This window comes from Actinoplanes sp. NPDC023714 (genome assembly GCF_040639855.1).
Taxonomy (GTDB): domain Bacteria; phylum Actinomycetota; class Actinomycetes; order Mycobacteriales; family Micromonosporaceae; genus Actinoplanes.
In genome coordinates this window covers 454,214-478,235 of record NZ_JBFAAR010000005.1, presented here as the reverse complement: position 1 = coordinate 478,235, position 24,022 = coordinate 454,214, and the positions used below count along the sequence as shown (strand labels likewise).

21 protein-coding genes and 2 tRNA genes are annotated in these 24,022 nt (G+C 70.7%); 4 read left to right on the top strand and 19 right to left on the bottom strand.

The genetic code is table 11. The features are described from left to right. From AB0G10_RS24960 to AB0G10_RS24915, 10 genes are all read right to left on the bottom strand, one after another. Positions 1–1,524: an acyl-CoA carboxylase subunit beta gene (locus AB0G10_RS24960; RefSeq protein WP_360926143.1), complete on the bottom strand. Its 1,524-nt coding sequence runs from the start codon at positions 1,522–1,524 to the stop codon at positions 1–3. Between the two features lie 193 nt (positions 1,525–1,717). Continuing rightward, positions 1,718–2,983 carry a chaplin family protein gene (locus tag AB0G10_RS24955; RefSeq protein WP_360926140.1) on the bottom strand — a complete coding sequence of 422 codons (1,266 nt, stop codon included), beginning with the start codon at positions 2,981–2,983 and terminating at the stop codon, positions 1,718–1,720. A 237-nt stretch (positions 2,984–3,220) separates the two neighbouring features. Continuing rightward, entirely contained in the window at positions 3,221–4,267 is a 1,047-nt protein-coding gene (locus AB0G10_RS24950) for a hypothetical protein (protein ID WP_360926138.1), read from the bottom strand. A 155-nt stretch (positions 4,268–4,422) separates the two neighbouring features. Continuing rightward, positions 4,423–5,301, bottom strand: coding sequence for a hydroxymethylglutaryl-CoA lyase (locus AB0G10_RS24945; protein WP_360926135.1), 879 nt, complete (start codon positions 5,299–5,301; stop codon positions 4,423–4,425). Then, positions 5,298–6,635, bottom strand: a complete 1,338-nt coding sequence (locus AB0G10_RS24940; protein WP_360926132.1) for a biotin carboxylase N-terminal domain-containing protein — start codon at positions 6,633–6,635, stop codon at positions 5,298–5,300. Before AB0G10_RS24940 ends, AB0G10_RS24945 begins: the two co-directional genes overlap by 4 nt. Positions 6,636–6,970: 335 nt before the next feature. Beyond that, a complete protein-coding gene (locus AB0G10_RS24935) occupies positions 6,971–7,576 on the bottom strand; it encodes a helix-turn-helix domain-containing protein (protein ID WP_360926129.1) in 606 nt (201 codons plus the stop codon). Between the two features lie 71 nt (positions 7,577–7,647). Beyond that, positions 7,648–10,431: a tetratricopeptide repeat protein gene (locus tag AB0G10_RS24930; RefSeq protein WP_360926126.1), complete on the bottom strand. Its 2,784-nt coding sequence runs from the start codon at positions 10,429–10,431 to the stop codon at positions 7,648–7,650. 3 nt (positions 10,432–10,434) lie between these two features. Beyond that, the gene (locus AB0G10_RS24925) at positions 10,435–12,168 is read right to left on the bottom strand and encodes an HSP90 family protein (RefSeq protein WP_360926123.1); all 1,734 of its coding nucleotides are present in this window, start codon (positions 12,166–12,168) and stop codon (positions 10,435–10,437) included. Between the two features lie 58 nt (positions 12,169–12,226). Further along, positions 12,227–13,126 carry a sulfurtransferase gene (locus AB0G10_RS24920; RefSeq protein WP_360926120.1) on the bottom strand — a complete coding sequence of 300 codons (900 nt, stop codon included), beginning with the start codon at positions 13,124–13,126 and terminating at the stop codon, positions 12,227–12,229. Between the two features lie 20 nt (positions 13,127–13,146). Continuing rightward, positions 13,147–13,917, bottom strand: a complete 771-nt coding sequence (locus AB0G10_RS24915; protein ID WP_360926117.1) for an SGNH/GDSL hydrolase family protein — start codon at positions 13,915–13,917, stop codon at positions 13,147–13,149. A 127-nt stretch (positions 13,918–14,044) separates the two neighbouring features. On the opposite strand from AB0G10_RS24915, the gene AB0G10_RS24910 reads away from it, so the two are divergent. Genes AB0G10_RS24910 through AB0G10_RS24895 form a run of 4 tightly spaced genes read left to right on the top strand, consistent with a single transcriptional unit; the run spans position 14,045 to position 17,280 of the window. Beyond that, positions 14,045–15,778: a proline--tRNA ligase gene (locus AB0G10_RS24910; protein WP_360926114.1), complete on the top strand. Its 1,734-nt coding sequence runs from the start codon at positions 14,045–14,047 to the stop codon at positions 15,776–15,778. Positions 15,779–15,816: 38 nt separating this feature from the next. Next, on the top strand, positions 15,817–16,206 hold the full coding sequence (locus AB0G10_RS24905; protein ID WP_360926111.1) for a CBS domain-containing protein: 390 nt from the start codon (positions 15,817–15,819) through the stop codon (positions 16,204–16,206). A gap of 20 nt (positions 16,207–16,226) precedes the next feature. Further along, entirely contained in the window at positions 16,227–16,658 is a 432-nt protein-coding gene (locus AB0G10_RS24900) for a SufE family protein (RefSeq protein ID WP_360926108.1), read from the top strand. Position 16,659: 1 nt separating this feature from the next. Then, on the top strand, positions 16,660–17,280 hold the full coding sequence (locus AB0G10_RS24895; RefSeq protein ID WP_360926105.1) for a DsbA family oxidoreductase: 621 nt from the start codon (positions 16,660–16,662) through the stop codon (positions 17,278–17,280). A 42-nt stretch (positions 17,281–17,322) separates the two neighbouring features. On the opposite strand, the gene AB0G10_RS24890 is transcribed toward AB0G10_RS24895, so the two are convergent. From AB0G10_RS24890 to gyrA, 9 genes are all read right to left on the bottom strand, one after another. Next, positions 17,323–17,874, bottom strand: a complete 552-nt coding sequence (locus tag AB0G10_RS24890) for a YbaK/EbsC family protein (RefSeq protein WP_360926476.1) — start codon at positions 17,872–17,874, stop codon at positions 17,323–17,325. 83 nt (positions 17,875–17,957) lie between these two features. After that, positions 17,958–18,173 carry a hypothetical protein gene (locus AB0G10_RS24885; protein WP_360926102.1) on the bottom strand — a complete coding sequence of 72 codons (216 nt, stop codon included), beginning with the start codon at positions 18,171–18,173 and terminating at the stop codon, positions 17,958–17,960. Positions 18,174–18,298: 125 nt separating this feature from the next. After that, positions 18,299–19,006 carry an NUDIX hydrolase gene (locus AB0G10_RS24880; protein ID WP_360926099.1) on the bottom strand — a complete coding sequence of 236 codons (708 nt, stop codon included), beginning with the start codon at positions 19,004–19,006 and terminating at the stop codon, positions 18,299–18,301. 93 nt (positions 19,007–19,099) lie between these two features. Beyond that, a complete protein-coding gene (locus AB0G10_RS24875; RefSeq protein ID WP_360926096.1) occupies positions 19,100–19,774 on the bottom strand; it encodes a DUF6461 domain-containing protein in 675 nt (224 codons plus the stop codon). 208 nt (positions 19,775–19,982) lie between these two features. Continuing rightward, a tRNA-Ala gene (locus AB0G10_RS24870) sits at positions 19,983–20,055 on the bottom strand. Positions 20,056–20,067: 12 nt separating this feature from the next. Further along, positions 20,068–20,196 (bottom strand): DLW-39 family protein, encoded by a 129-nt coding sequence (locus tag AB0G10_RS24865; protein WP_220091386.1) that lies wholly within the window; start codon positions 20,194–20,196, stop codon positions 20,068–20,070. Between the two features lie 179 nt (positions 20,197–20,375). Further along, positions 20,376–20,449 (bottom strand) — tRNA-Ile (locus AB0G10_RS24860). A gap of 80 nt (positions 20,450–20,529) precedes the next feature. Beyond that, the gene (locus tag AB0G10_RS24855; RefSeq protein WP_360926094.1) at positions 20,530–21,399 is read right to left on the bottom strand and encodes a DUF3566 domain-containing protein; all 870 of its coding nucleotides are present in this window, start codon (positions 21,397–21,399) and stop codon (positions 20,530–20,532) included. Between the two features lie 3 nt (positions 21,400–21,402). Beyond that, positions 21,403–23,880 carry a DNA gyrase subunit A gene (gene gyrA, locus AB0G10_RS24850; RefSeq protein ID WP_360926473.1) on the bottom strand — a complete coding sequence of 826 codons (2,478 nt, stop codon included), beginning with the start codon at positions 23,878–23,880 and terminating at the stop codon, positions 21,403–21,405. Between the last annotated feature and the right edge of the window lie 142 nt (positions 23,881–24,022).

Below are 24,022 nucleotides of genomic sequence, written 5' to 3'. Positions count from 1 at the left end.
CTACACAGGAGTGACGCCGTGCCGGCGCCGGGAGAACGTGCGGTCCTTGCCCCGGGCCGCGGAGTAGCGCCGGATCAGCTCGGCCCGCAGATCGGCCGGCTCGACCACGGTGTCCACGACGAGCTCGCTGGCGAGGCGCATGATGTCGATGTCGCGCTCGTACTCGGCGCGGCGTTCGGCGACGAAGGCGGCCCGTTCCTCCGGGTCCTCGATCGCCGCGATCTTGTTGGCGTAGACCGCGTTGACGGCGGCCTCGGCGCCCATCACCGCGATCTTCGCGGTGGGCAGGGCGATCGTGGCGTCCGGGTCGAAGCCGGGGCCGGCCATCGCGTAGAGGCCGGCGCCGTACGCCTTGCGGACCACCACGCAGATCTTCGGCACCGTGGCCTCGGAGATCGCCGTGATCATCTTGGCGCCGTGCCGGATGATGCCCTGCTTCTCGACGGCCGTGCCGACCATGAAGCCGGGCACGTCGGAGAGGAACAGCAGCGGGACGTTGAAGGCGTCGCAGAGCTGCACGAACCGGGTGGCCTTGTCGGCCGAGTCGACGAACAGCACGCCGCCCTTGAACATCGAGTTGTTGCCGACGACGCCGACCACCTCGCCGTTCAGCCGGGCGAAGCCGACGGTCAGCTCGCGGGCCCAGAGCGCCTGGATCTCGAAGTAGGAGTTCTCGTCGACGAGCGCTTTGACGTACCTCCGCATGTCGAAGGCCTGGCGCTCGCTCGCCGGAACCAGCGCGGCGAGATCTCCCTTGCCCGGCTCGGCGGCGGAGGCCGCCGGCGGCTGCTGCGTCCAGTTCGCCGGAAGGTACGACAGGTAGGTCCGCACCACGTCGAGCGCCTCGCGCTCGGTCTTGCAGAGGAAGTGGCCGACGCCGGACTCGGTGCAGTGCACCCGGGCGCCGCCCATCGCCTCGAGCGTCGTCTTCTCCCCGGTGACCATCTCGACCATCCGGTCGGAGCCGAGGTACATGCTCGCGTTGCCCTCGACCATGGCGACCACGTCACAGAAGGCCGGTATATACGCCCCGCCGGCCGCGGACGGCCCGAACAGCGCGCAGACCTGCGGGATCGCGCCGGACGCGCGGACCTGGGTGTGGAAGATCTTCCCGGCGCCGCGGCGGCCGGGGAAGAGGTCGACCTGGTCGGTGATCCGGGCCCCGGCCGAGTCGACCAGGTAGACCATCGGGACGCTTTCCCGGTAGGCCCGCTCGATGATCCGGACGATCTTCTCGACCGTCCGCGCGCCCCAGGACCCCGCCTTGACCGTCGAGTCGTTCGCCATGACGCAGACGTCCCGGCCGTCGATGCGCGCGGATCCGGTGATCACACCGTCGGCGGGCAGCCCGTCGGCGAGACTGTTGGCGAACAGCCCGTCCTCGACGAAGGTGCCCTCGTCGACCAGCAGCGCGATGCGCTCCCGGGCGAACAGCTTGCCCTTGGCGGCGTTGGCGGCGTGGTACTTCTCGGCGCCGCCGGCCAGCACCCGCTTGCGAGCCGCCGCGAGCGCGTCGGCGTCCATTCGTTCCTCCGCATCCCGGCGGGATCGCCGCCCTTAACGATCGTTAGAACCTTAACGGTCGTTAGGCTAGCTCATCCGGTCGAGCGGCGGCAACGACGGATGGGAGCTTCCGCCGGCTGCGGAAGCTCCCATCCGTTTTCAGTTCAGGCAGTGCTGTGGAGAAGCGCCCGGGACGGCGCTACCGACCCGAGGGTCAGCGCAGGGTGTTGAGCAGACCGAGGCCACCGCCGAGACCCGCGCTGCGGACGCCACCGAGGTCGGTGAGGCGGCCCAGCGTGGTCTTCTCGGAGGCACGGCCACCGTTGCTGCTGCTGTAGTTGTCCGGCAGCTCGTCGCCGTAGCCGGCGTCCATGGCGTCGCCCGGCTCGTCGACGTCGGCCGGAGCCTCGTCGCCGTAGCCCGCGTCGTCCGCCACGTCGGCCGGGGCCTCGTCGCCGTAGCCGGCGTCGTCCGGCATCTCACCCGCGTCGTTGTAGCCGTTGTCGCCACGGACGTCGCCGGTGTCGTCGGGCATCTCGTCGCCGTAGCCACCGTCGTCGCCGGCCACGTCGCCGTCGTCGTCGTGGTTGTGGCCCTTGACGACCTTGACCTTCTTGACGTCGCCGCCGATGACGTTCGCGCAGTTCGCCGAGCTGTACGAGGTGCCGAGGAACGACAGCGAGTTGCCGCAGACGTTGATCGGGATGGTGATCGGCGCGGCGTACTGGTTGCCGTTGCCCAGGCCGAAGTTGCCGACGCTGCTCTGGCGGATGCCGCCCCAGTCGCCACCGTGCCGGTTGCCGGAGATGCCGAAGTTGCCGAAGCCGCCGGCGCCGTTCACGACGTGGCCGCCGGGAACGAAGGTGCCACCCGGGATGAAGCCGTGGCCCGGCATGAGGTTGCCGTGGCCGGCCTGCACGCCCTTGGCGCCGGTGCCGTGGGCCAGGTTGTGCGCGAGGTTCCCGACGGCGTTGTTGCCGAGCAGGTTGCGGTCGGTGCCGAAGCTCTCCCGCTTGTGCGACTTCTTCACGACGATGCTCTTGCGGCCGTCGACGCCGATCGCGTTGGTGCACGCGGCAGCGGCGTAGGAGATCCCGCCGAGGCTGGTCGCGTTGCCGCACTGGTTGATCGGGATGGCGACCGGAACGGCGATCTGGTTGCCGTTGCCGAAGCCGAAGTTGCCGACGCTCTGCTGGGCGATCCCGTCGTTCCAGCCACCGCGGTTGCCCTTGTGGCCGCCACCGATCGCGTTGAGGCCGCTGCCGGAGCCCTGGGAGATCCCGAGGAGGCTGTCCGCGTTGCCGACCTGGTTGACCGGGATGGCGACCGGCACGGCGACCTGCCCGCCGTTGAAGCCACCGACGTTGCCGAAACCGGTCTGGTCGATGTCGGCCTGCGCAGCGGCGGCCGGGGCCAGCAGCAGGGCGCCGGCGGCGAGCACGCCGATGCTGAGCGTCTTACGAACCCACGTCTTCTTCATCTGGAAAGAAATGCCTTTCACGAATGGTCAGCAAGGAATTTCCGCGTATTAAATTGATTCGGTTCCGAACCTGTCTTCGGGCGCAGCGGTGCCCTGGCTCGTTTCTTTCTGGCCTGACTCCGCGTTCGGCCCAGCGCCCCTGAATGGGGGTCGAGCAGCGGTGATGCGATGTGATGTGAACGATTCGCCGCCTGTACGCAAGCGGTTCGGGAATCGTGGCCCGGAGGCGTCAAACCATCAGTCAGGTGAGACGGTCGGTGCCACGGCGTCGTTGCGCCGGGCCTCGACGTCGGCCGCGAACGGGAACCGGTGGCCGTCCACCGCGTCGTTCACGACCCGAGCCGGAAGAACGGCCGCCGGGCCGACCTCCGGAGACGCTCCCGGCCCACCGGCCGGGATGCCGCTGACGGTCCCGAGGTTCATCCGTGCCGGGGTGTGCCCGTCGTCGACGGGCTCCTCCTGCCGGACCGTCTCCGCCGGGGCCGGCCGGGCGGCCGGGACACGACGGTGGACGTGGGACCGGGACTCGGCCTTCGCACGCCGCGGCGACGATTCGCCGCGCGGAGCGTGGTCGGCCCTGGTGCTGTGGTCCGCTGAGGTGGGCAGCGCTGCCCGGGGTTCCGCGGGCGGAACCACGGCGCTGCCGGCCGGGGACGGGTCGGCCACCTGCGGCGATGCCGCCGGGGCCTCCTGTTTCGGCTCGGTCACGGTGTCCGCGGCGTCCTCTGCCGGTTCGGGTCGCTCCCGGTCGTCCGCCGGCCCGTCGCTGGTACGCGAGGGAGCGGACTTCCGGCGCGGCTCCTCCTCGAGCAGGTCCGCGTCGATCGCGGATCCGTCGTAGATCACCTCGTCGGGCATCTCCACCGGACCGGACAGCATCCGTTCCGCTGTCGTGAGGATCGACTTCACGACCCGCCGGTGGAGTTTCGGTGCGGATTCTGACTCCAGCGGCTGGGCGGCCGCCTTCAGGAGTTCACCGACCATTGCTTCGTCGCCGGCAACCGGCGCGACACTGTGCGACGTGGACTCGTACAGCGAGCCGGCGGGCTCGAAGTCGTTGTCCGCGGCGTGTGCGGCGGTGCCGGTGAGCAGCCAGGCCGCTCCGGCCAGTCCGCCGATGACGAGTGCACGCAGAGCCCACCGAGAGCCGATGTGCCCTGCGCGGCGCTCCGGACGCCGCTCCGCCTCCTGGTTCGGAGACGGCATGAGCGGGGAGCCGCCGCGGGGGATCGACAGGGACCGGCACGCCGCGCGCATTCCACGCTCGACCCCCCAGCCCGTCATTGGTTCACCCCTCGTCGCCGACGCCGACCGATGGCCAATTCATCCCGTTCGTGAGGAACAGGCGATATTTGCCACTCGGTATTGGTAACGACGAGAGGGAACCGGGGTCACGCGTACAAAACGGGAAAAATGATCGCTGGAATGGGCCCGAGAATTCACACGGTCCGGGTACGCGGCCCAGCTCGCAGGACCCCCGACGGCAGCGGCCGGCCGACGATCTTTTCGGCCAGCTCAGCGGCCTCAATCAACCTATCGAGGTCGATTCCGGTGTCGATGCCCATGTCGTGGAGCATGTGCACGACCTCCTCGGTGGCGACGTTGCCGGAGGCGCCCGGCGCATAGGGACAGCCACCCAGCCCGCCCGCGCTCGCGTCGAACTCGGTCACCCCGAGATCCAGGGCGGTCAGGATGTTGGCGAGCCCGGTGCCGCGGGTGTTGTGGAAGTGCAGCAGGTCGGGGCGTACCTCGGAAAGAAGATCACGCACCCGGCGCGGAGTCGCCATGCCGGTGGTGTCACCGAAGGCGATGCGGTCCGCGCCGTCGGCGCGGACGCGAGCCACCATGCCCGCCACCCGCGCGGGGTCGACGTCGCCCTCGAACGGGCAGCCGAAGCTGGTCGCCACGATCACCTCGAGCGTCGCGCCGGCGTCGTGGACCAGCGGGATCAGCCCGGCGATGTCGTCGAGGGACTCCTCGGTGGACCGGTTGAGGTTGCGCCGGTTGTGGGTGTCGCTCGCCGAGACGACCACCTCGATCTCCCGGAAGCCGGCCGCGATCGCCCGATGCGCGCCCCGGGTGTTCGGGATGAGCGCCGAGTAGCGGACGTCCGGGTTCCGCTCGGCGCGCGCCCACACCTCGTCGGCGTCGGCCATCTGCGGGATGGCCCGGGGATGTACGAAGGAGACCGCCTCGATGCGCCGCACGCCGGTCCGGCTCAGCGCGTCGAGCAGGCGGATCTTGGCCTCGGTCGGGACCGGGTTCTCGTTCTGGAGGCCGTCCCGGGGCGCGACCTCGCGGATGCTGACGGCGGTCATTTCCGGGCCCTCATCCGTCCGACGATGGCGGTGTCGTAGTCGCCGGAGAGGAACTCCTCGTTCTCCAGCAGCTCGGCGAAGAACGGCAGGTTGTTCTTCGGCCCGGCGATCGCGAAGCCGGCCACCGCGGCGCGGGCCTTGGCGATCGCGTCGTCCCGGTCGGCGCCGAAGACGATCAGCTTCGCCATCAGGGAGTCGTAGTTCTGGCTCACCGTGGTGCCCTCGGCGTAGCCGGAGTCGACCCGGACGCCCTCGCCGGCCGGCTCCACCCAGGTGGTGACCTTGCCGGGGCCGGGCAGGAAGCGCTTCGGGTCCTCGGCGTTGACCCGCAGCTCGATCGCGTGCCCGCTCTGTCCTTCCTGGATGGTGACGTCCAGGCCGGAGGCGATCCGCAACTGCAGCTCCACCAGGTCGATCCCGTGGATGAGCTCGGTGATCGGATGCTCGACCTGGAGCCGGGTGTTCATCTCCAGGAAGAAGAACTCCCCGGTCGACGGGTCGAGCAGACACTCCACTGTGCCCGCATTGCGATAGTTGACCGCTTCGCCGGCTTTCACGGCGGCTGCCAGAATCCGTGCGCGCAGTTCGGGGCTCACGGCCGGCGACGGCGCCTCCTCGACCAGCTTCTGGTTGCGGCGCTGCACCGAGCACTCCCGCTCGGAGAGGGCGATCACCCGGCCGTCGGCCAGGCCGAGGATCTGCACCTCGACGTGCCGCACCCGGGGGAAGTAGCGCTCGATCAGCACCGAGCCGTCGCCGAACATCCGCTCGGCGAAGGCGCGCACCTTCTCGTACTCCTTCGCGAGCCCGGCCTCGTCGTCCGCGACGGCCATGCCCATCCCGCCGCCACCCGCGGCGGCCTTCACCATCACCGGAAATCCGATCTCCCCGGCCGCCCGGAGGGCGTCCTCGACGGTCGCCGCCGGGTCTGCCGACCCGGGCGCGACCGGCACGCCTGCCGCGGCCATGAGGTTGCGCGCATTGATCTTGTCGCCCATCGCGCTTATCGCTTCGGCGCCGGGTCCGACCCACACCAGGCCGTTTGATTGCACCGTACGGGCGAAGTCCGCGTTCTCGCTCAGGAATCCGTACCCGGGATGGATCGCCTGCGCCCCGGTCCTCTTCGCGGCGGCCAGGATCGCCTCGGCGTTCCGGTAGCTCTCCGCGGGGTTGGCCGGCCCGATCTCGACAGCCTCGTCCGCCTCCAGGACGAACGGCATGCCGGCATCGATGTCCGAGTGGACCGCGATCGTCCGGATCCCGAGCCGCTTGGCGGTCCTGATGATCCGGCGGGCGATCTCGCCCCGATTGGCGACGAGCAACGACTCGATCATTCCGCTCCTTTGCGGGTCGATCTTCGACATCTCTTCCTGCCGCATTTCCTCTTGGCGCGGCCCCTCTCGCCGCGGCTCCCCCTCTTACCGCGGCTCCCCCTCTTACCGCGGCCCCCTCCTGCCACGGCTCCCCTCTTGCCGCGGCCCTTCTTGTCGCGGCCCGCTGCCACGGCCCCCTCTTACCGCAGCTCCCCTTCTCGCCGCAGCTCCCTTCTCGCCGCGATCTTGTGAAGTTGCGCAGGACCGTCCCTGTGGAACTTCAAGATCGCGGCAAAGGGGGGAGCGGCGAGGAGAAGGGGCGGTGTGGAGGCGTGGAGGGGTGCGGTTCGGGGCGTCTAGTGCCCGGCCAGGGCGTGGATCGTCGCCTCGCGGAGCAGGTCGGCACGGCGGCGCCGCTCGACCTCGCCGCCGAGGAAGGGCGTCGAGTTCATCAGGCCGAACGCGGCGTGGGCCAGCACCCGGGCCTCCGGCGCCGCCAGCTCGGGACGCACCCGGGACAGCACGGCCACCCACTCCTCGACGTAGAGGCGCTGGAGGCGGCGGATCTGCCGGCGCGGCTCGTCCGGCAGCCGGTCGAGCTCGTGCAGGTGGAGGGCGATCACCGCGGGGTTGGCGAGCGCGAAGTCCACATGGAAGTCGATCAGGTCGGCGAGCGCGGCCTCGGCGTCGCCGGAATGCCGGGCCACCCGCTCGCGCCCACCCTCCAGCAGGCTCTCGCTGACCGGGATCAGCGCGGCGACCAGCATCGCCTCCTTGCCGGCGAAGTGGTGGTAGAGCGCTGGGCCGGTGACGCCGGCGGCCGAGCCGATGTCGTCCATCGACACACCGTGATAGCCGCGGGAGGCGAACAGGTCGACCGCGATCTCCAGAATCTCGTCGCGGCGTGACCGCCGCCGAGGCGCCGGAGGGGTGGTCCGGTGCCGTTGCTCTACCGTTGTCACCAGGCAACTGTAACCCGGCGTCAAGACTTCACTTAACGGTCGTTCAGCCTATTTTTGGAGCACTGCGCGGCTCAGGAAAGTTCGCGGGCCTCCACACGCAGGCCGGTCGCCAGCTCCCTGCCAGGTGCGTCGGGGGCCATGCCCGCCAGCAACGTGTCGAGCATCTCCTCCGCCTCGCGCACCGATCCCGACCGGAGTAACGCCTCGGCGAGCATGGTGGTCACCTGATCGGCGTCGTCGATCGCGCCGATCTCGCGGAGCTGCTCCGGCCTGCCCCGCAGGTGCGGCACCGCCTCGGCGAACCGGCCGCGGCGCATCAGCAGGTTGCCGACCTCGTACGCGAAGATCGACCGGCCCCAGATCACGCCCGGCTCGGCGGCCAGCTCCTCCGGCAGTTCCGCGTAGCGCCGGGCGACCAGCTCGATCAGCTCCTCGGCGGCCGGCACCTCGTCGGCGTAGTTGAGCGCCATCAGCCGCCGGCGCAGGACCCGCAGCTCACCGACCGGATCGCCGGCCTCGCGCAGCGCCTCGGCGGACGCCAGGAAGGTCAGGGCGGCCTCGCTGTCCCGGTCCATGGCGTAGAGCAACTGGCCGGCCTGCTCGCCGATCTGCCCGCGGCCGGCCGGGTTGCCCTCCAGCCGCTCGATCAGGTCGCGGAACCCGGCGAGGGCCCGGTTGTTGTCACCGAGATCGCGGTAGAGCCCGGCCAGCAGGAAGCGGCAGTCGTCGGCCGGCTGTTCGGCCTCGAACCGCTCGTATCCCAGCAGCGCCTCCTCGGCCACCTCGATCGCCTCGGCGATCCGGCCGGCCTGGCGGTAGGCCTGCGCCAGATCGTGACGGGCGAACGCGCCGCCCTCGTCCATCCCGCGCTCGGCGCAGAGCGCGACCGCCTCGACCAGGTCCTCGATCGCCTCGGCGGGCCGGTTCATCCGCAGGTATTCCCGGCCCCGCTGCACCCGGGCCGCCACCGCCGGACCGGGCAGGCCGGAGGCGAGCGTCTCGGTCAGAGCGGTGACCGCCTCCTCCGGGTCCTCGGCGAGCTGCCCGAAGATCATCGCCGCCTGCGCGCTGGAGCGGGCCGGGCCGTTGTCCCGGTAGAAGTCCCAGGCCGCGCGGGCGGCGTCCACCGCCTCCTCGTGGCGGTGCGTGGAGGCGAACAGCCGGGCCCGCATGATCGCGTGGTACGCCTGCCGGCGCGGGTCACCGGTCTCCTCGGCGAACCGGTCGGCCTGCGCGCCGGCCGTGACGGCCTCGTCGGCCCGCTCGAGACGCCAGTACATCGTGGACAGACGCAGCCAGGCGCTCGCCCGCTTCGCCGCGTCACCGTGCCGATCCTGGTGGTCGACGTCGGCCCGGACCGCGTCGAGGCCGCCATCCAGCTCGCCCATCTCGGCGCGTTCCAGGGCGATCCGGGCGCGCAGCACGCTCACCCGGCCGGGCTCGCCGGCCTCCTCCAGGAGCGCGATGGCCTTCTCCCAGACGGCCACCGTCTCGGCGTGCGCCTCGTCCGGCAGGCGCAGCCCGCGGAGGGCCCAGAGCCGGCCGGCGTGCAGCGGCTCCGCCGGCACGCCGAACCGCTCGTCGATCGCGTCGAGGGCCGCCGCGAACGCGTCCTCGCGGTCGTCCTCGAGGTGTTGCTCGGCCAGGTCGAGCAGTTCGGCCGCGGACGCCCGGGGCGGGATCTCGGCCGGCGGCTCCAGGACGACGGCGGCCGGTCGCGGCCGCTCGACGGCCAGTCCGACCGGCGCCGGCCGGGCGGTCGGGGAGAGCTGGACCGGAACCTCGTACGGCCGGGCGTCCAGCTCCTTGCGGATGATCTCGCTCTGGTGGCCGGTGCCGTTGCGGGCGTCGAAGCGGGCCGCCGTCTCGGCCGCGAAGGCCGACAGCTCGCCGGCCAGCTCGGCGGCGGTGGTGTCCGGCCGGCCGGTGCGGCGGACCACCGCGTCGCCGTGGCCGATCTCGGTGAGCCGGCGCAGCAGCAGCGACGCGTCGGCCGCGAACCACATGGCCGCCGAGGGGGAGGGCGCGCGGTCGAGCCAGTCGATGTGGCGCTGCAGGATCTCCAGGCCGCGGTGCTCGTTGCCGGTGCGGGCGCAGAACGCGATGTGGTCGCCGATCCCGCCGAGGTCGGCCAGGTTGTTCCGCTCGATCAGGTATGACCGGCGGTGCGCGTCGGCCGCCTCGGCCGGGTGCCCGGACCGCAGGTAGGCCACCATCAGCTCGCTCAGGATGCTCTGCGGCTGCTCGTTGCAGGACAGGTCGCCGGCCAGCACCGGCTCGGCCAGCTCGACGGCCTCGGCGAAGCGCCCCTTGCCGATCAGGTGGTGGGCGAGCGACGTCGGGTCGCAGCCGGCGCAGTCGGACAGCTCGTCGCGGGGCGCGGCCTGCCACTTCTCGAACCAGGCCTGCGCCTCGTCGGTGTCGCCGACGTGCTGGGCCACCAGGTAGCGATGTTTGTAGACGGCCTGCATGCCGCTGCCGTGTTCCCGGTAGCGCCGCTCCATGTCGTCGAGCACCGCGTGGGTCCGGGCCAGCGGGATCTCCGGGAACTTGGTGAGCATGCTGACCATGTTCTTGAAGAGCCAGAGCAGGTTGTGCGTCCAGCGCTCGTGGTACGGCGCGGGCTTGCGGTCGAAGTCGGCCACGCACCAGGAGAAGATGGGGAACGACTTCACCGGCTCGCCGCCGTACATGTACGCCGTCGTGGCGAGCAGGCGCGAGTAGAACGCCAGGGCCGGGTCACCGGCCGTGTCGACGTGCCGCAGCACCTGCTCGACCAGCGCGATCTGGGCCGCGCCGTAGGGCAGTTCGTGGGCCTGGTTCAGCAGGTCCCAGAGCTCTTCGGCGGTCTTCATCTGTCAGGCCTCCCCGGGAACGGCACGGTCCAGCAGGCCGAGGAGCGACGTGGTGAGCAGCGCCGCGTCGTTCGGCCGGATCGGGTGGTGGCCGAGCATCAGCGCCTGGCCGTAGAGCGACTCCACGGCGAGACCGGCCAGCTCGGCGTCGCCGAGCGCGGCGATCCGCCGAACCAGCGGGTTGCGGTGGTTGAGGACGAGCTGCGGGCGGTCGGCCGGCACCGTCGACGACAGCGCGTCGAGCACCCCGCCCCAGAGGTCGTCGGCCTGCGACCGGCCCGCCGTGAACTCCTCGTGGAAGGCGGCGGCCCGGCTCACCAGGTAGAGCGAGGGGAGCGTGACCGGGTCGAACGCGCGCACCACGACCTCGCAGCCGAGCCGGTCGAGGCGGCGCTGGGCGGCCGCCAGGAACGGCCGCAGCCGCAGCTCGGTCTCGGCCTCCACCGGCAGGAACCGGGTGGCCAGGTCGGACGGGTCGAGCCGCTCGGCGCGGACCTCGGGGTCGAGCTGGGCGAGCCGCTCGATCAGGTCGGCGTCGTAGACGTAGCCGCCGTTGATGAGGGCCACGTCCTGCGCCGCGGCGACCGCGGCGAGCTGCCGGAACTCGTCGTCGGTGGCGGCGTAGCGCAGCACCCCGTGCCGGGCGCGGAACTCGGCCAGGGTGATCTCACCCATGTTGGTCTGCAACGGGTACCACTGCTCGACCAGGCGCAGCATCTCGTCGTCGTGCAGGGCCAGCGCCTTCACCCCGAGGTGGTGGATGCGCAGGAACTCGCCGAGCCGGCGCGGGTCGGTCGCGGCGAGCCGGGCCAGCCAGCCGCGCAGCTGGTCGGCGATGGCGTCGCGGGTCTCGGCGAGCTGGCCGTCGTCGTAGAGCGCCTCGCGGCTCGCGGTCGGCCGCAGCTCGCTGCTGTCCACCACGCACCGGGCGAAGAACGCCCACTCCGGGAGCAGGCCCTCCACGTGCTCGGAGAGCAGCATGCGCTTGAGGTAGACCCGGTGGCCGCCGCGGCTCGCCGGGTTGACCGGGGTGGGCAGCACGAACGCGGCGCCGCTGAGGCCGGCGGCCGGCACGTTCAGGTCGATCACGTCGAACGGGCGGAAGCCGAGGACCTCCTCGGCGTAGGCCAGCCGGTCCGACTGCGGCCGGTCCCAGGGCAGGTCGTCGCCGGTCACCCGGGCGCCGTCGACGGTCACCGCGACCGGAAGCAGCGAGCCGTAGAGCCCGGCGAGCTCGCTCACCGTCGTACGCGAAAGGAAGTGCTCGGAGCCGCGGCGCGGCAGCAGGGTGACGGTGGTCCCGGGCTCGCGCTCCTCCCCGGGGCCGACCTCGTAGCTGCCGTCGGCGTGACCGGTCCAGAGGACCGGCGGGGCATCGCCCCGGCGGGTGTGCACCCGGATCTCGTCGGCCACCATGAAGCAGGAGAGCAGGCCGATGCCGAACTGGCCGAGGAACTGGTGGCGGGCGAAGCCGAGCTCGTCGCGCTTCGAACTGCGGCCGATCGTGGCGAGCAGCTCGTGCACCTGCGCCTCGGTGAGGCCGATGCCGTTGTCGCTGATCCGCAACGCGTCCCCGGTCGTGATCTCGACGCGGCCGGGATGCCCGGGGCCGACCGCGGTGATCGCGTCGACCGCGTTCTGGAGGAGCTCGCGGACGTAGACGCGCGGGCTCGCATAGAGGTGGTGGCTGAGGAGATCGACGATTCCGCGGAGATCGACCTGGAACGTGTTGCTCACGATCGAGCACGCTACCGGGCGGGGCCGACACTTTCGGCCCCCGCCCGGTCGTGGGAGATCAGCTCAGGCCGCCCGGCTCCGAGCCCTTCGCGATCGGCGCCCGGACCAGGTTGCCCCACTCGGTCCAGGAGCCGTCGTAGTTCCGGACCTGCGGGTATCCGAGCAGGTGGTGCAGCACGAACCAGGTGTGCGACGAGCGCTCGCCGATCCGGCAGTAGGCGATCACGTCGTCGGCCGGCTCGAGGCCGAGCTCGTCGCGATAGATCTTGACGAGCTCGTCGTGCGGCTTGAAGGTGCCGTCGTCGTTGGCCGCCGACTTCCACGGCTTGCTGACCGCGCCCGGGATGTGCCCGCCGCGCAGCGCGCCCTCCTGCGGGTACGCCTCCATGTGGGTCAGCTCGCCGGTGTACTCCTGCGGCGAGCGGACGTCGACCAGCGGCCGGCCGGTGGCGATGTGGCCCATCACCTGGTCGCGGAACGCCCGGATCTCGGCGTCGTTGCGGACCGGGACCGGATAGGAGGCGGGGGCGCGGGTGGTCTTGTCCCGGGTGAGCGCACGGCCCTCGGCCGCCCACTTCTGCCGCCCGCCGTCGAGCAGGCGCACGTCGCGGTGGCCGAAGAGACTGAAGACCCAGAGCGCGTACGCGGCCCACCAGTTGAAGTTGTCGCCGTAGAAGACGATCGTGTCGTCCCGGCCGATGCCCTTGGCCTCGCACATCGCGGCGAATGCGGCCGGGTCGAGGTAGTCGCGGGTGAGCTGATCGTTCAGCTCGAGGTGCCAGTCGACCTTCACGGCGCCCGGGATGTGGCCGGTGTCGTAGAGCAGCACGTCCTCGTCCGACTCGACGATGACCAGGCCGGGCGTTTCCAGGTTTGCGGCGAGCCACTCGGTGGTGACCAGTTTGTCGGGATGCGCGTACGCCTGAAGCGACTGCGCCGGATCGTTCGGAACGGACATGACGTAAACGCTAGCCCCTTCTAGTCGCCGAACGGGGCCAGCGCCGGTCGCTTCGCCGTGACCAGGTCGCCGGAGGAGCGTCCGCGCAGGTGCCGGCCCACCCACGGGGCCAGGTGCCGCCGCGCCCAGCGCAGGTCGGCGCTGCGGGCCAGCCGCCACGGCGTGGGCTGCGGCGCCGGCGGGACCAGCATCCAGTCCTCCTCGACGCCGACGCCGAGCGCGGTCAGCACGTGCCCGGCGACCCGGCGGTGACCGATCTCGGACAGGTGCAGGCGGTCGTCGCTCCACATCGTCGGGTGCAGGTACGCGCGGTCGCCGAACAGGTCGATCAGGTGCGCGCCGTGCCGCTCGGCGATCGCTCGGGTGCCGTCGTTGAGCGCGGCCGCCCGGGCCCCGATCATCCGCTGCCCGCCGGGGATGTGTGCCGCCACGTCGGCGAACCGGAAGAGGACCACGTCGGCGCCGGTGGCCCGGATCCGCGCGATCACCGGTTCGATCCGCGCCACGAGCGCGGCCGGGTCCGCCTTCGGCCGCAGGATGTCGTTGCCGCCGGCCGCGAAGCTGACCAGGTCGGGCCGCATCGCCAGGGTCGGCTCGAGCTGCTCGGCGAGGACCTGGTCGAGCAGGCGGCCGCGGATCGCCAGGTTCGCGTACTGAAACCCCGGGCCGGAGTCGACCGCGAGGCGGGTGGCGACCAGATCGGCCCACCCTCGATAGGTGCCGTCGGGATACGCGTCCGACATTCCTTCGGTGAAGCTGTCTCCCATTGCCACGAAACTGCGCCAGGCCATGGTGCCCCCCTGAGTTTGCCTATTGGGCAAGTTTTCCACCTCGGAGGGGCCCCGCGTCTACGTGACGCTGGCGACACGGGTTAATCCGGATGCTTCCCGACCAGCGGATTCCCTAGGCTTCGTCACCATGCTGCTCCGGATGTCCACCCTGCTGCTCAAGACCCTGCGCGAGGAGCCGGCGGACGCGGAGGTGCCGAGTCACCGGCTCCTCCTGCGCGCCGGCTTCATCCGCCGTGCCGCGCCGGGCGGCTACACCTGGCTGCCGCTCGGCAAGCTGGTCCTCGACCGGGTCACCGCTGTCGTCCGCGAGGAGATGGCCGCAGCCGGTGGACAGGAGGTCTCCTTCCCGTCGCTTTTACCCCGGGATCCGTACGAGGTGAGCGGGCGCTGGACGGAGTACGGCGACGACATCTTCACGCTGACGGACCGGCGCGGCGCCGAGCACCTGCTGGCGCCCACGCACGAGGAGATGTTCACCCTGCTCGTGCAGGACATGACCGGGTCGTACCGGGACTTCCCGCTGGTGCTCTTCCAGGTGCAGACGAAGTTCCGGGACGAGGCCCGGCCGCGCGGGGGTCTGCTCCGGGGCCGCGAGTTCCTGATGAAGGACGCGTACTCGTTCGACCTCTCCGACGACGGTCTCGCCGAGGCGTACCAGCGGATGCGGACGGCGTACCGGAAGGTCTTCGCACGGCTCGGTCTGGAGCACACCATCGTCTCGGCGGTGTCCGGCGCCATGGGCGGTTCCGCGTCGGAGGAGTTCCTCGCCACGTCCGAGGTGGGCGAGGACACGTTCGTCGGCTGCACGTCCTGCTCCTACGCGGCGAACACCGAGGCCGTGACGACGCCGGCGCCGGTCGTCGCGGAGACGCCCGGCGTGCCGCTGGTCGTCCACGACACCCCGGACACCCCGACCATCGCCTCGCTCGTCGAGCACGCCAACAGCCACCGGCTCGGCGGCCGGGACGACTGGACCGCCGCGGACACCCTCAAGAACGTCGTCGTGACGGTCCACCACCCGGGCCGCGAGCCCGAGCTCCTGGCGATCGGCGTGCCCGGCGACCGCGAGGTCGACCTCAAGCGGCTCGACGCCGCGCTCGCCCCGGCCACCGCCACCCTCTTCGACGACTTCGCGTCCCGGCCCGACCTGGTGAAGGGCTACATCGGGCCGCAGGGCATCGGGATCCGCTATCTCGCCGACCCGCGCGTGGCGACCGGCACGGCGTGGCTCACCGGCGCGAACGAGCCCGGCCGGCACGCCACCGGCGTGGTCGCCGGGCGCGACTTCACCCCGGACGGGACGATCGAGGCGGCCGAGGTGCGGGCCGGTGACCCCTGCCCGGCCTGCGACGGCGGCGAGCTGACCATCCGGCGTGGCATCGAGATCGGGCACATCTTCCAGCTCGGCCGCCGCTACACCGACGCGTTCAAGGTCGACGTGCTGGGCGCCGACGGCAAGCCGGTCCGGCCCACCATGGGCAGCTACGGCATCGGCCTGTCCCGCGCCGTCGCCGCGATCGCCGAGCAGCACCACGACGACCGCGGCCTGCTCTGGCCGTCCTCGGTCGCGCCGGCCGACGTGCACGTCGTCGCGGCCGGGAAGGACGGTCAGGTCGAGGCCGCGCTCACGCTCGGCGCGACGCTGGCCCGGGCCGGCCTGCGGGTGCTCGTCGACGACCGGCCGAACGTCTCGGCCGGCGTCAAGTTCACCGACGCCGAACTGATCGGCGTACCGCGGGCCGTCGTGGTCGGGCGCCGGCTCGCCGAGGGATACGTCGAATTACGCGATCGACGAAGCGGAACCCGGCAGGAGGTGCCTCTTGTGGACATCGCCGGTGTAATCACCACAGCGGTCGGGTAACCGCCTGACAACTGCGGCTGCACAGGGGGCGAGGGGACATGGTCAGGTCCGTCGCGGACGCGATGACACGGCAGGTCGTCTACCTGCCCGAGGACACCCCGCTCGACGAGGCGGCACAGGCCATGCGCGATCAGGGCATCGGCGATGTCGTGGTGACGCACGGACCGACGATGGCCGGGATCGTCACCGACCGGGACATCGTCGTCCGTGCCGTCGCCGAGCATCTGTCGCCGACGGCCACGACGCTCGGCGAAATCGCCACCCGGGAGCTGATCATGGTCGAGCAGAGCGCCACTGTGGAGGACGCGGTGCGGGCCATGCGTACGCGCGGGGTTCGCCGCCTGCTCGTCTGCGACGCGGACCGCAAGGTCGTCGGCATCGTGAGCCTCAGTGACATCGCTCTCCTGCCGACCTCGGCGGCCGCCTGAACCCGCGTAGGGTCGGTCCTGTGACTGACATGCCACCGAAGCTCGCCGAGATCGTCGACGAGTTCGCCTCCGCCCCGCGCGAGGTGGTCCTCGAGATGCTGCTGGAATTCGCCGACGCGGTGCCGCCGCTGCCCGCGTCGCTGGCCGGCCACGAGGGCATGGAGCAGGTGCCGGAGTGCCAGACGCAGTTCTTCCTGAAGGCCGAGGTGCAGCCGGACGGGACGGTCGTGACGCACTTCGACTGCCCGCCCGAGGCGCCGACCACGCGCGCCTTCGCCGGCATCCTGGCCGAGGGCCTGGCCGGCGCGAGCGCCGCCGAGATCGTGGCGGTGCCGGACGACCTCTACGCCCGGATGGGGCTCGCCCAGGCGATCAGCCCGCTGCGCATCCGCGGCGGCACCGCGATCCTGGCCCGGCTCAAGCGCCAGGTCGGCTCTTCCCTACAGGAGTGACGTGGATCTACAGGTCTGGTCCGACGTCGTCTGCCCGTGGTGCTACATCGGCAGGCGACGGCTGGAGAACGCCGTGAAGGCCTTCGACGGGACCGTCACGATCACCTACCGGGCCTACCAGCTCGACCCCGACCCGGTGCCGATGGTGGAGAAGGCCGGCGGGCCGGAGGAGCATGCCGAGCAGCTGTTCACCCAGGTCGCCTCGATCGCCGCGGGTGAGGGGCTCACGCTCAACTTCGATCGGGTGATCGCCGCCGACTCGTTCGCGGCGCACCGGCTGATCGCCTGGGCGCAGATCCAGGACCGCCAGGCCGACATGCTCGACGCGCTCCAGGTCGCGCACTTCACCGACGGCGTCGACATCGGGGCGCCCGGCGCGCTGGCCGCCCTCGCGTCCTACATCGGGCTGGACGGCGACGCGGCGCTGGAATACCTGGAGTCCGGCGCCGGCGAGGCGGCCGTGCGTACCGACCTCGCCGCCGCGCAGGAGTTCGGCATCACGAGCGTCCCGACGGTCGTGATCGACGGGAAGTATGTGATCCAGGGTGCTCAGGAGACGCCGACACTGCTGGCCGCGCTCGAAGAGATCAGCCGCCGGGAGGCGGCCGAGGCGTCCGCCTGACAGGGGTCGATGTCGTTTCACGTGAAACGACATCGACGCTGATCACGCTACTTCGCGCGCCAGACCCTCGATCACCTCGGCGCCGGGCAGTGCGCCGAGGGCCGGCCCGGCGATCGCGATCTTGCTGTGCCGGACGCCGGATCCGATGATCACGTGCGGGGTGGCGACCACCCGGGAGTCGACCAGAATCGGCCACGACGCCGGCAGGCCGATCGGGGTGATGCCGCCGTATTCCATTCCGGTCAGCGACACCGCGTCGTCCATCGGCGCGAAGCTCGCCTTGCGGACGTCGAGGTGCTTGCGGATCACGCCGTTCACGTCGGCCCGGGTGGTGGCGAGCACGACGCAGGCGGCATACCTCGTGACCTCGCCGCGGCGGCCCGCGACGATCACACAGTTCGCCGACTCGGCGAGGCTCACCCCGTACGCATCACAGAAAGCGGCCGTGTCGGCGAGGCCCGCATCGATCGGGGCGACCAGCACCTGGTCCGCGTCGATCGGCGCCTCGACCGGCCAGACCTCGAGGGCCTTCGCCACCGGCGGGGCGAGCAGGTCGAGCCGTGACTGTGCGGATTCGGTCTGCAGTCTTCCCATCATGCCGTCATCCTTGCCCGGATTCGGAGTTCATCCACCGCCGGGGCCGAGACTCCTCAGATGACGGCGGATCTTGCCGACCTTCAGTTGGTGTGAAGGACCGTCGGAGTGCACGCGTCGGGACCGTGAGTGGCCTCGCCCTGCTCACCGGTGCCACTGCCCTGGTCGCCGTTTCGGGCGGCCACCATTCGATCTTTGCGACCCTGCTGCTCGGCCTGCTCGCGGCCGTGATGGCGCACGCTCTCGTCGTCGAGATCCAGCGCCAGGCCCGCCGCCGAACCCGCGGCTGGGGCCGGCACGACACCGTCAACGCGGTACTGCTCGCCTGCTGGGCGGTCAGCGCCGCCCTGTTGATCGGCGTCGGGTCCCGTCCGGTGCAGATTCTCGGGTGTGTGCTGGCCCCGGGTTACGCCGCCGCGAGCGCCTACTTCGTCGTGGAACGCCTCCGCGTGCTGGCCGCGCCGTTCGCCCCGGCCCCCGCACCCGCCGCCGATCCGGTCGCCGCCGTCCCGGCGCCCGCACCCGCCGCCGTCCCGGTGCCCGCCGCCGTCCCGGTGCCCGCACCCGTCCCGGTGCCCGCAGCCGGCGTTTTGGCGCCCGCACCTGTGGCCGACCGGGTCGCCGGCGACGTGCCGCCCGCCGGACCGGTCGAGGCCGCACCTGTCGAGGCCGGACCTGTCGGTGTCGGGCCGTTCGCCGCCGCACCGGCCGACGCCACGCCGTCCGTGTGATCGTCGAGGGTCGGCAGCACCACCATGAGCGGTGGCACCGGCACCCCGTTCGTCTCGATAGGGAGCTCGGGGACCGGTAGCCAGTCGACGCCGAGCTGCTCCGGGCCGGCGCCGGTGTCCTGCCGCACCCGTGGCTCGCCGTCCGCCACCGTCACCGCGAAGACCGAGGTCATGCCGGTGGGGTAGGGCATCTCCAGCACGTAGCGGGCGTCGCTGACCACCAGCCCGGTCTCCTCGAAGACCTCGCGTCGCAGCGCTTCCTCGACCGACTCGCCAGGACGCAGACCACCGCCCGGCAGGGTCCACCACTCGCCGCCACCGGATCGCCGGCTGCGCTCGTGCACCATCAGCACACGACCCTCCCGCACGATCACGGCGGCGGCACGTCTTCGTTCGTCCACGAGTCGCAGGCTAACCGCCGTGGCTCTCCCGCGCAGAACTCATTCATTCCTCTGTGGAGACGTTCATCCATCGAAGAAAGGGCAAATAGGTGCCTACCGTTTCGGAACGGTGACCAGCACATACGTCCGTTCGGTGAGCTGTTCCCGGGTCAGCGCCACGCCCGTCCGGGCCGCCAGGAACGCCAGCGCCGGTCCGGTGGGCTCCGTCACGTCCGTACCCTCGAGAAGGCCTGCCGCCCGCATGGCCGGCACGAAGTCGCCGGGCCTGGACCCACCCCAGCGCTCCGGGGTCTCCGAATCGAAGTCGAGGAGGACCTGCTCGTCCTCGAGCACCAGCAGGTGCCCCCGCCCGGTCGCGTCGCTGCGGTAGGCGAGCACGGCACGGCCCTCGGACAGCGGACGCACGATCTCCTCGGTCACGCCGAGCTCGCCGGCGTCCTCGACGATCAGCGTCCAGTCGCCGATCCGGGCCAGGCCGGCGAAGTAGCGCTTCGAAGCGTCCGCCTCGCCGTCACCGGGACCGACGAGCTGGTGCCACTCGACGCGTTCCAGCTCCCTGCCGCCGAGCCGTTCGATGACCTGGTTCGGCTTGAGCTTCTCGACGAGCGTGAAGCAGAACCCGGCGTCCAGGCCGGCGTCGCGCAGCGGCCAGATCAGGTCGGCGGCCGGCACCGCGGACGCGCTGACGTCAGGTTCGTCGGCGCCCGCACCGGCACAGCCGGCCAGGCCGGTGAGGGCGAGGAGGAGAAGGGCGGAGCGGCGTTTCACGGCGACAGTCAACCAAAGCTCCGCTCGCGGGTCCGCCCCACTCTCAAGATCGGCGCAACGCGGCCGCAGACCGGCCCCAGACGCTTCCTGCGGGCCCGGACGAGCGCCGCGACGTATCAGGGTGCCCAGAAGCCTTGCGCCGCGCCAGAGATCGTTTGCGGGGGCCGCAGCCCGGCGACCATCACCGAGCCGGCGACGAAGTGGAAAGTGGAGCCCAGGGGACTTGAACCCCTAACCCCCGCCTTGCAAAGGCGGTGCTCTGCCAGTTGAGCTAGGGCCCCGACGCCAGAAGACTAGCGAAGGTCAGGCGAGGTGGTGGCCTCGTGCCACAACGCGCGCTCGTCGCTGGAAGCCTTGACCTTCTTGACGACCAGGTAGGCGGCACCAGCCACACCGGCAACGATCAGAAGCTTCTTGAGCACGAGCACGTCCCCTCAGAAAAGTGTCGAGCATGCCAACCCCGTACAGAAAGGGAAGCGCAACAACGCGGCAAGCGCAACCGAATCGCACCGTGGGGGGTTCGGGGGGCTCGGCCCCCCGGTAGATATGACGAGCGGTCCTGGTTCGCGCTTTCTGCGAACGCAGGACCGCCGACCGCTCGTGGGGCTAGATGGAATCGAACCATCGACCTCAGAGTTATCAGCTCTGCGCTCTAACCGACTGAGCTATAGCCCCGCTCAACTGCGAGAGGAACGTTACCGCATCGGGTTGCGAGCCTCCAAAGCGGGGGTGGCTCGCAACCCGACCAGGGGTCGTCAGTCCCGTTCGGCGAGGGTGAGCTCGACGCCGCCGACCAGGTCGGCGCAGACGTTGTAGATGAACGCGCCCAGGGTGGCGAGCGCCGTGAAGAGGACGACGTTCACCGCCCCGATCAGCATCGACGTGCCGATCACGCCCCACGCGGTGATCCGGAAGGAGCCGCCGGAGCTGGCCTGGTCGCCGCCGGAAGCGGTCACCAGGTCCTTGAGGCTGTTGTTGACCGAGCTCCACACGCCCATCGTGTCGAGGGCGAGGTAGAGCACCGAGGTCGCCACGACGACCACGATGAACAGCACGATCGAGACCGCGAATGCGAACTTCATCACGGACCAGGGGTCGATCCGCTTGAGGTTGAGCCGGGCCCGGCGGGGTCCGCGCGCCGCGGCCGAGGAGACCGTGGAGCGCGCGGAGCGGACCGCTTCGGAGACACGGGCGGCGCCGACGGCTGCGGAGCCGGCCGCCTGCGGGCCGGAACGCTGCTTGGCCGCGCCCGGCGCGGCGGCCGGGGCGGCCCCGGAGGGCCGCTGCGGGCCCGTCTGAGCCTGCCCTGGAGCCGTCGCACCACCGGGGCGTCCCGCGGCGGCGCCGGGCGCTGCGCCCTTGCCCTTGGTGACGACCGGCACGGCGGCGGAGCCCTTCACCACGGAGGGGCCACCGGCCGGCTTGCCGTCGCCGGCCGGCTCACCCGGTGGCGGGGCCATGCCCGGCGCCCGGGTGAATTTCGGCGGCGTGGAGGGGGCATCGGCGGGGACAGCGGCGCGCCCTGGGGTCTCACGCCCGTTCGCTGCGGCTGCGTCCTTTTTCGCCGCATCGTCCGGAGTCGCTGAGGCCCCCGGACCTCCCGACTTCGCCTGTGTCTCCGGCATCAACTAGTCCTGTTCGTCAGGCTCGTCGGCATTGCGAGCAAGCGCCACGATGGTTACACCTTCTGGGAGGTCCATCAGCTTGACCCCCATTGTGTTCCGATCCCTCGTGCGCCGTACAGGCTTCACGGGAGTCCGGATGACACCACCATTGCTGGTGATGGCAAACAGTTCATCCTCCGGGCTGATCACCAGAGCACCGACAAGTCCACCACGACGCTCCGTGATCTTGGCAGTGAGCACACCCTTGCCGCCACGGCCCTGTACGGGATACTCCTCGATCGGCGTGCGTTTCGCATACCCACCGTCGGTGGCGACCAACACATCCATGCCCTCGCGCACGACCTCCATGGCGAGCAGCTCGTCGTTGTCGCTGAACCGCATGCCGATCACACCGGAGGTCGCACGACCCATCGGGCGGAGTGCCTCGTCGGTCGCGTTGAAGCGGATGGCCTGAGCCTTCTTGGAGACCAGCAACAGGTCTTCCTCGGAGGCAGCCAACGCCGCGCCCACCAATTCGTCATCCTCCCGCAGGTTGATGGCGATGATGCCACCGCTGCGGTTGGAGTCAAATTCCTCCAGGCGGGTCTTCTTCACGAGACCATTCTTAGTGGCGAGCACAAGGTAGGGCGCGACCTGGTAGTTCGGGATCTGGATGACCTGCGCGATGTGCTCGTCCGGCTGGAAGGCGAGCAGGTTCGCGACGTGCTGTCCCTTGGCCACGCGAGCCGCCTCGGGCAGCTCGTACGCCTTCGCGCGGTAGACCCGGCCCTTGTTCGTGAAGAACAGGATCCAGTCGTGCGTCGAGATGACGAAGAAGTGCGAGACGATGTCGTCCTGCCGCAGCGTGGCGCCGCTCACGCCCTTGCCGCCGCGCTTCTGCGACCGGTACAGATCGGTCTTCGTCCGCTTCGCGTAACCGGTACGTGTGATCGTCACCACAACGTCCTCGCGCGCGATGAGGTCCTCCATCGAGACCTCGCCGTCGAACGGAATGATCTGGGTGCGCCGGTCGTCGCCGAACTTCTGGACGATCTCGCCCAGCTCCTCGGAGACGATCGCCCGCTGCCGCTCCGGCTTCTGCAGGATGTCCTTGAGGTCGGCGATCTCGATCTCGATCTTCGCGAGCTCGTCGATGATCCGCTGACGCTCCAGGGCGGCCAGCCGGCGCAGCTGCATGTCGAGGATCGCGGTGGCCTGCACCTCGTCGACGTCGAGCAGCTGCATCAGGCCCTGGCGGGAGTCCTCCACAGTGGGCGAACGCCGGATCAGGGCGATGACCTCGTCGAGCATGTCGAGCGCCTTGGCCAGACCGCGCAGGATGTGCGCGCGCTCCTCGGCCTTGCGCAGGCGGTACGCGGTCCGCCGGCGGATGACCTCGATCTGGTGCTCGACGTAGTACCGGATGAACTGCGCGAGGTTCAGCGTGCGCGGCACGCCGTCGACCAGCGCCAGCATGTTGGCGCCGAACGTCTCCTGCAGCTGGGTGTGCTTGTAGAGGTTGTTGAGCACCACCTTGGCGACCGCGTCGCGCTTGAGCACGAGGATCAGGCGCATACCGGTACGGCCGGAGGACTCGTCCCGGATGTCCGCGATGCCGGTGAGCTTGCCCTCCTTGACCAGTTCGGCGATCCGCTCGGCCAGGTTGTCCGGGTTGACCTGGTAGGGCAGCTCGGTGACGACGAGGCAGGGCCGGCCGCGCGGGTCCTCCTCGACCTCGACGACCGCGCGCATCCGGATCGAACCGCGGCCGGTCCGGTAGGCGTCCTGGATCGCCTGCTGACCCACGATGAGGCCGTAGGTCGGGAAGTCCGGGCCCTTGACCAGCTCGAGGAGCGCCTCGAGGGTGGTCGCCTCGTCCGCCTCGGGGTTGTCCAGGCACCACTGCACGGCGGCCGCGATCTCGCGCAGGTTGTGCGGCGGGATCTTGGTGGCCATGCCGACGGCGATGCCCTCGGAGCCGTTCACCAGCAGGTTCGGGAACCGCGCCGGCAGGATCGTCGGCTCCTTGGTCCGGCCGTCGTAGTTGTCCTGCATGTCGACGGTGTCCTCGTCGATGTCCCGCAGCATCTCCATGGCGAGAGGCGAGAGCTTCGACTCGGTGTACCGCATGGCGGCCGGCGGGTCGTTGCCCGGCGAGCCGAAGTTGCCGTTGCCGTCGATCAGCGGGTAGCGCAGCGACCACGGCTGGCCCATCCGGACCAGGGCGTCGTAGATCGACGAGTCGCCGTGCGGGTGGTAGTTGCCCATCACGTCGCCGACGACGCGGGCGCACTTGACGTAGCCGCGGTCCGGCCGGAAGCCGGCGTCGTACATCGCGTAGAGGATCTTGCGGTGGACGGGCTTGAGGCCGTCGCGGACGTCGGGGAGCGCACGGCCGACGATCACGCTCATGGCGTAGTCGAGGTACGAGCGCTGCATCTCGACCTCGAGGCCGACGGGCTCGACCCGCTGGGCGACACCGCCGACGGCGTCGTCCTGGATCTCGTCGCCGTCCGGGGGCTCGGGAGTGTCAGTCACTTTTAACCCTTACTCAAGGTGAAACCAGGCAAGTGCGGCCAAAACCGGCAAACTGCTGTGGATAACGCTGTGGAAAGTACCGTCACGCTGTGGATACCTGACTAGA

What these genes read in the sequence shown, in the direction of transcription:
- AB0G10_RS24960 (WP_360926143.1), bottom strand. Translation starts at nt 1,524, where the DNA reads ATGGACGCCGACGCGCTCGCGGCGGCTCGCAAGCGGGTGCTGGCCGGC.
- AB0G10_RS24955 (WP_360926140.1), bottom strand. Translation starts at nt 2,983, where the DNA reads ATGAAGAAGACGTGGGTTCGTAAGACGCTCAGCATCGGCGTGCTCGCC.
- AB0G10_RS24950 (WP_360926138.1), bottom strand. Translation starts at nt 4,267, where the DNA reads ATGACGGGCTGGGGGGTCGAGCGTGGAATGCGCGCGGCGTGCCGGTCC.
- AB0G10_RS24945 (WP_360926135.1), bottom strand. Translation starts at nt 5,301, where the DNA reads ATGACCGCCGTCAGCATCCGCGAGGTCGCGCCCCGGGACGGCCTCCAG.
- AB0G10_RS24940 (WP_360926132.1), bottom strand. Translation starts at nt 6,635, where the DNA reads ATGATCGAGTCGTTGCTCGTCGCCAATCGGGGCGAGATCGCCCGCCGG.
- AB0G10_RS24930 (WP_360926126.1), bottom strand. Translation starts at nt 10,431, where the DNA reads ATGAAGACCGCCGAAGAGCTCTGGGACCTGCTGAACCAGGCCCACGAA.
- AB0G10_RS24920 (WP_360926120.1), bottom strand. Translation starts at nt 13,126, where the DNA reads ATGTCCGTTCCGAACGATCCGGCGCAGTCGCTTCAGGCGTACGCGCAT.
- AB0G10_RS24915 (WP_360926117.1), bottom strand. Translation starts at nt 13,917, where the DNA reads ATGGCCTGGCGCAGTTTCGTGGCAATGGGAGACAGCTTCACCGAAGGA.
- AB0G10_RS24910 (WP_360926114.1), top strand. Translation starts at nt 14,045, where the DNA reads ATGCTGCTCCGGATGTCCACCCTGCTGCTCAAGACCCTGCGCGAGGAG.
- AB0G10_RS24905 (WP_360926111.1), top strand. Translation starts at nt 15,817, where the DNA reads ATGGTCAGGTCCGTCGCGGACGCGATGACACGGCAGGTCGTCTACCTG.
- AB0G10_RS24890 (WP_360926476.1), bottom strand. Translation starts at nt 17,874, where the DNA reads ATGGGAAGACTGCAGACCGAATCCGCACAGTCACGGCTCGACCTGCTC.
- AB0G10_RS24855 (WP_360926094.1), bottom strand. Translation starts at nt 21,399, where the DNA reads ATGCCGGAGACACAGGCGAAGTCGGGAGGTCCGGGGGCCTCAGCGACT.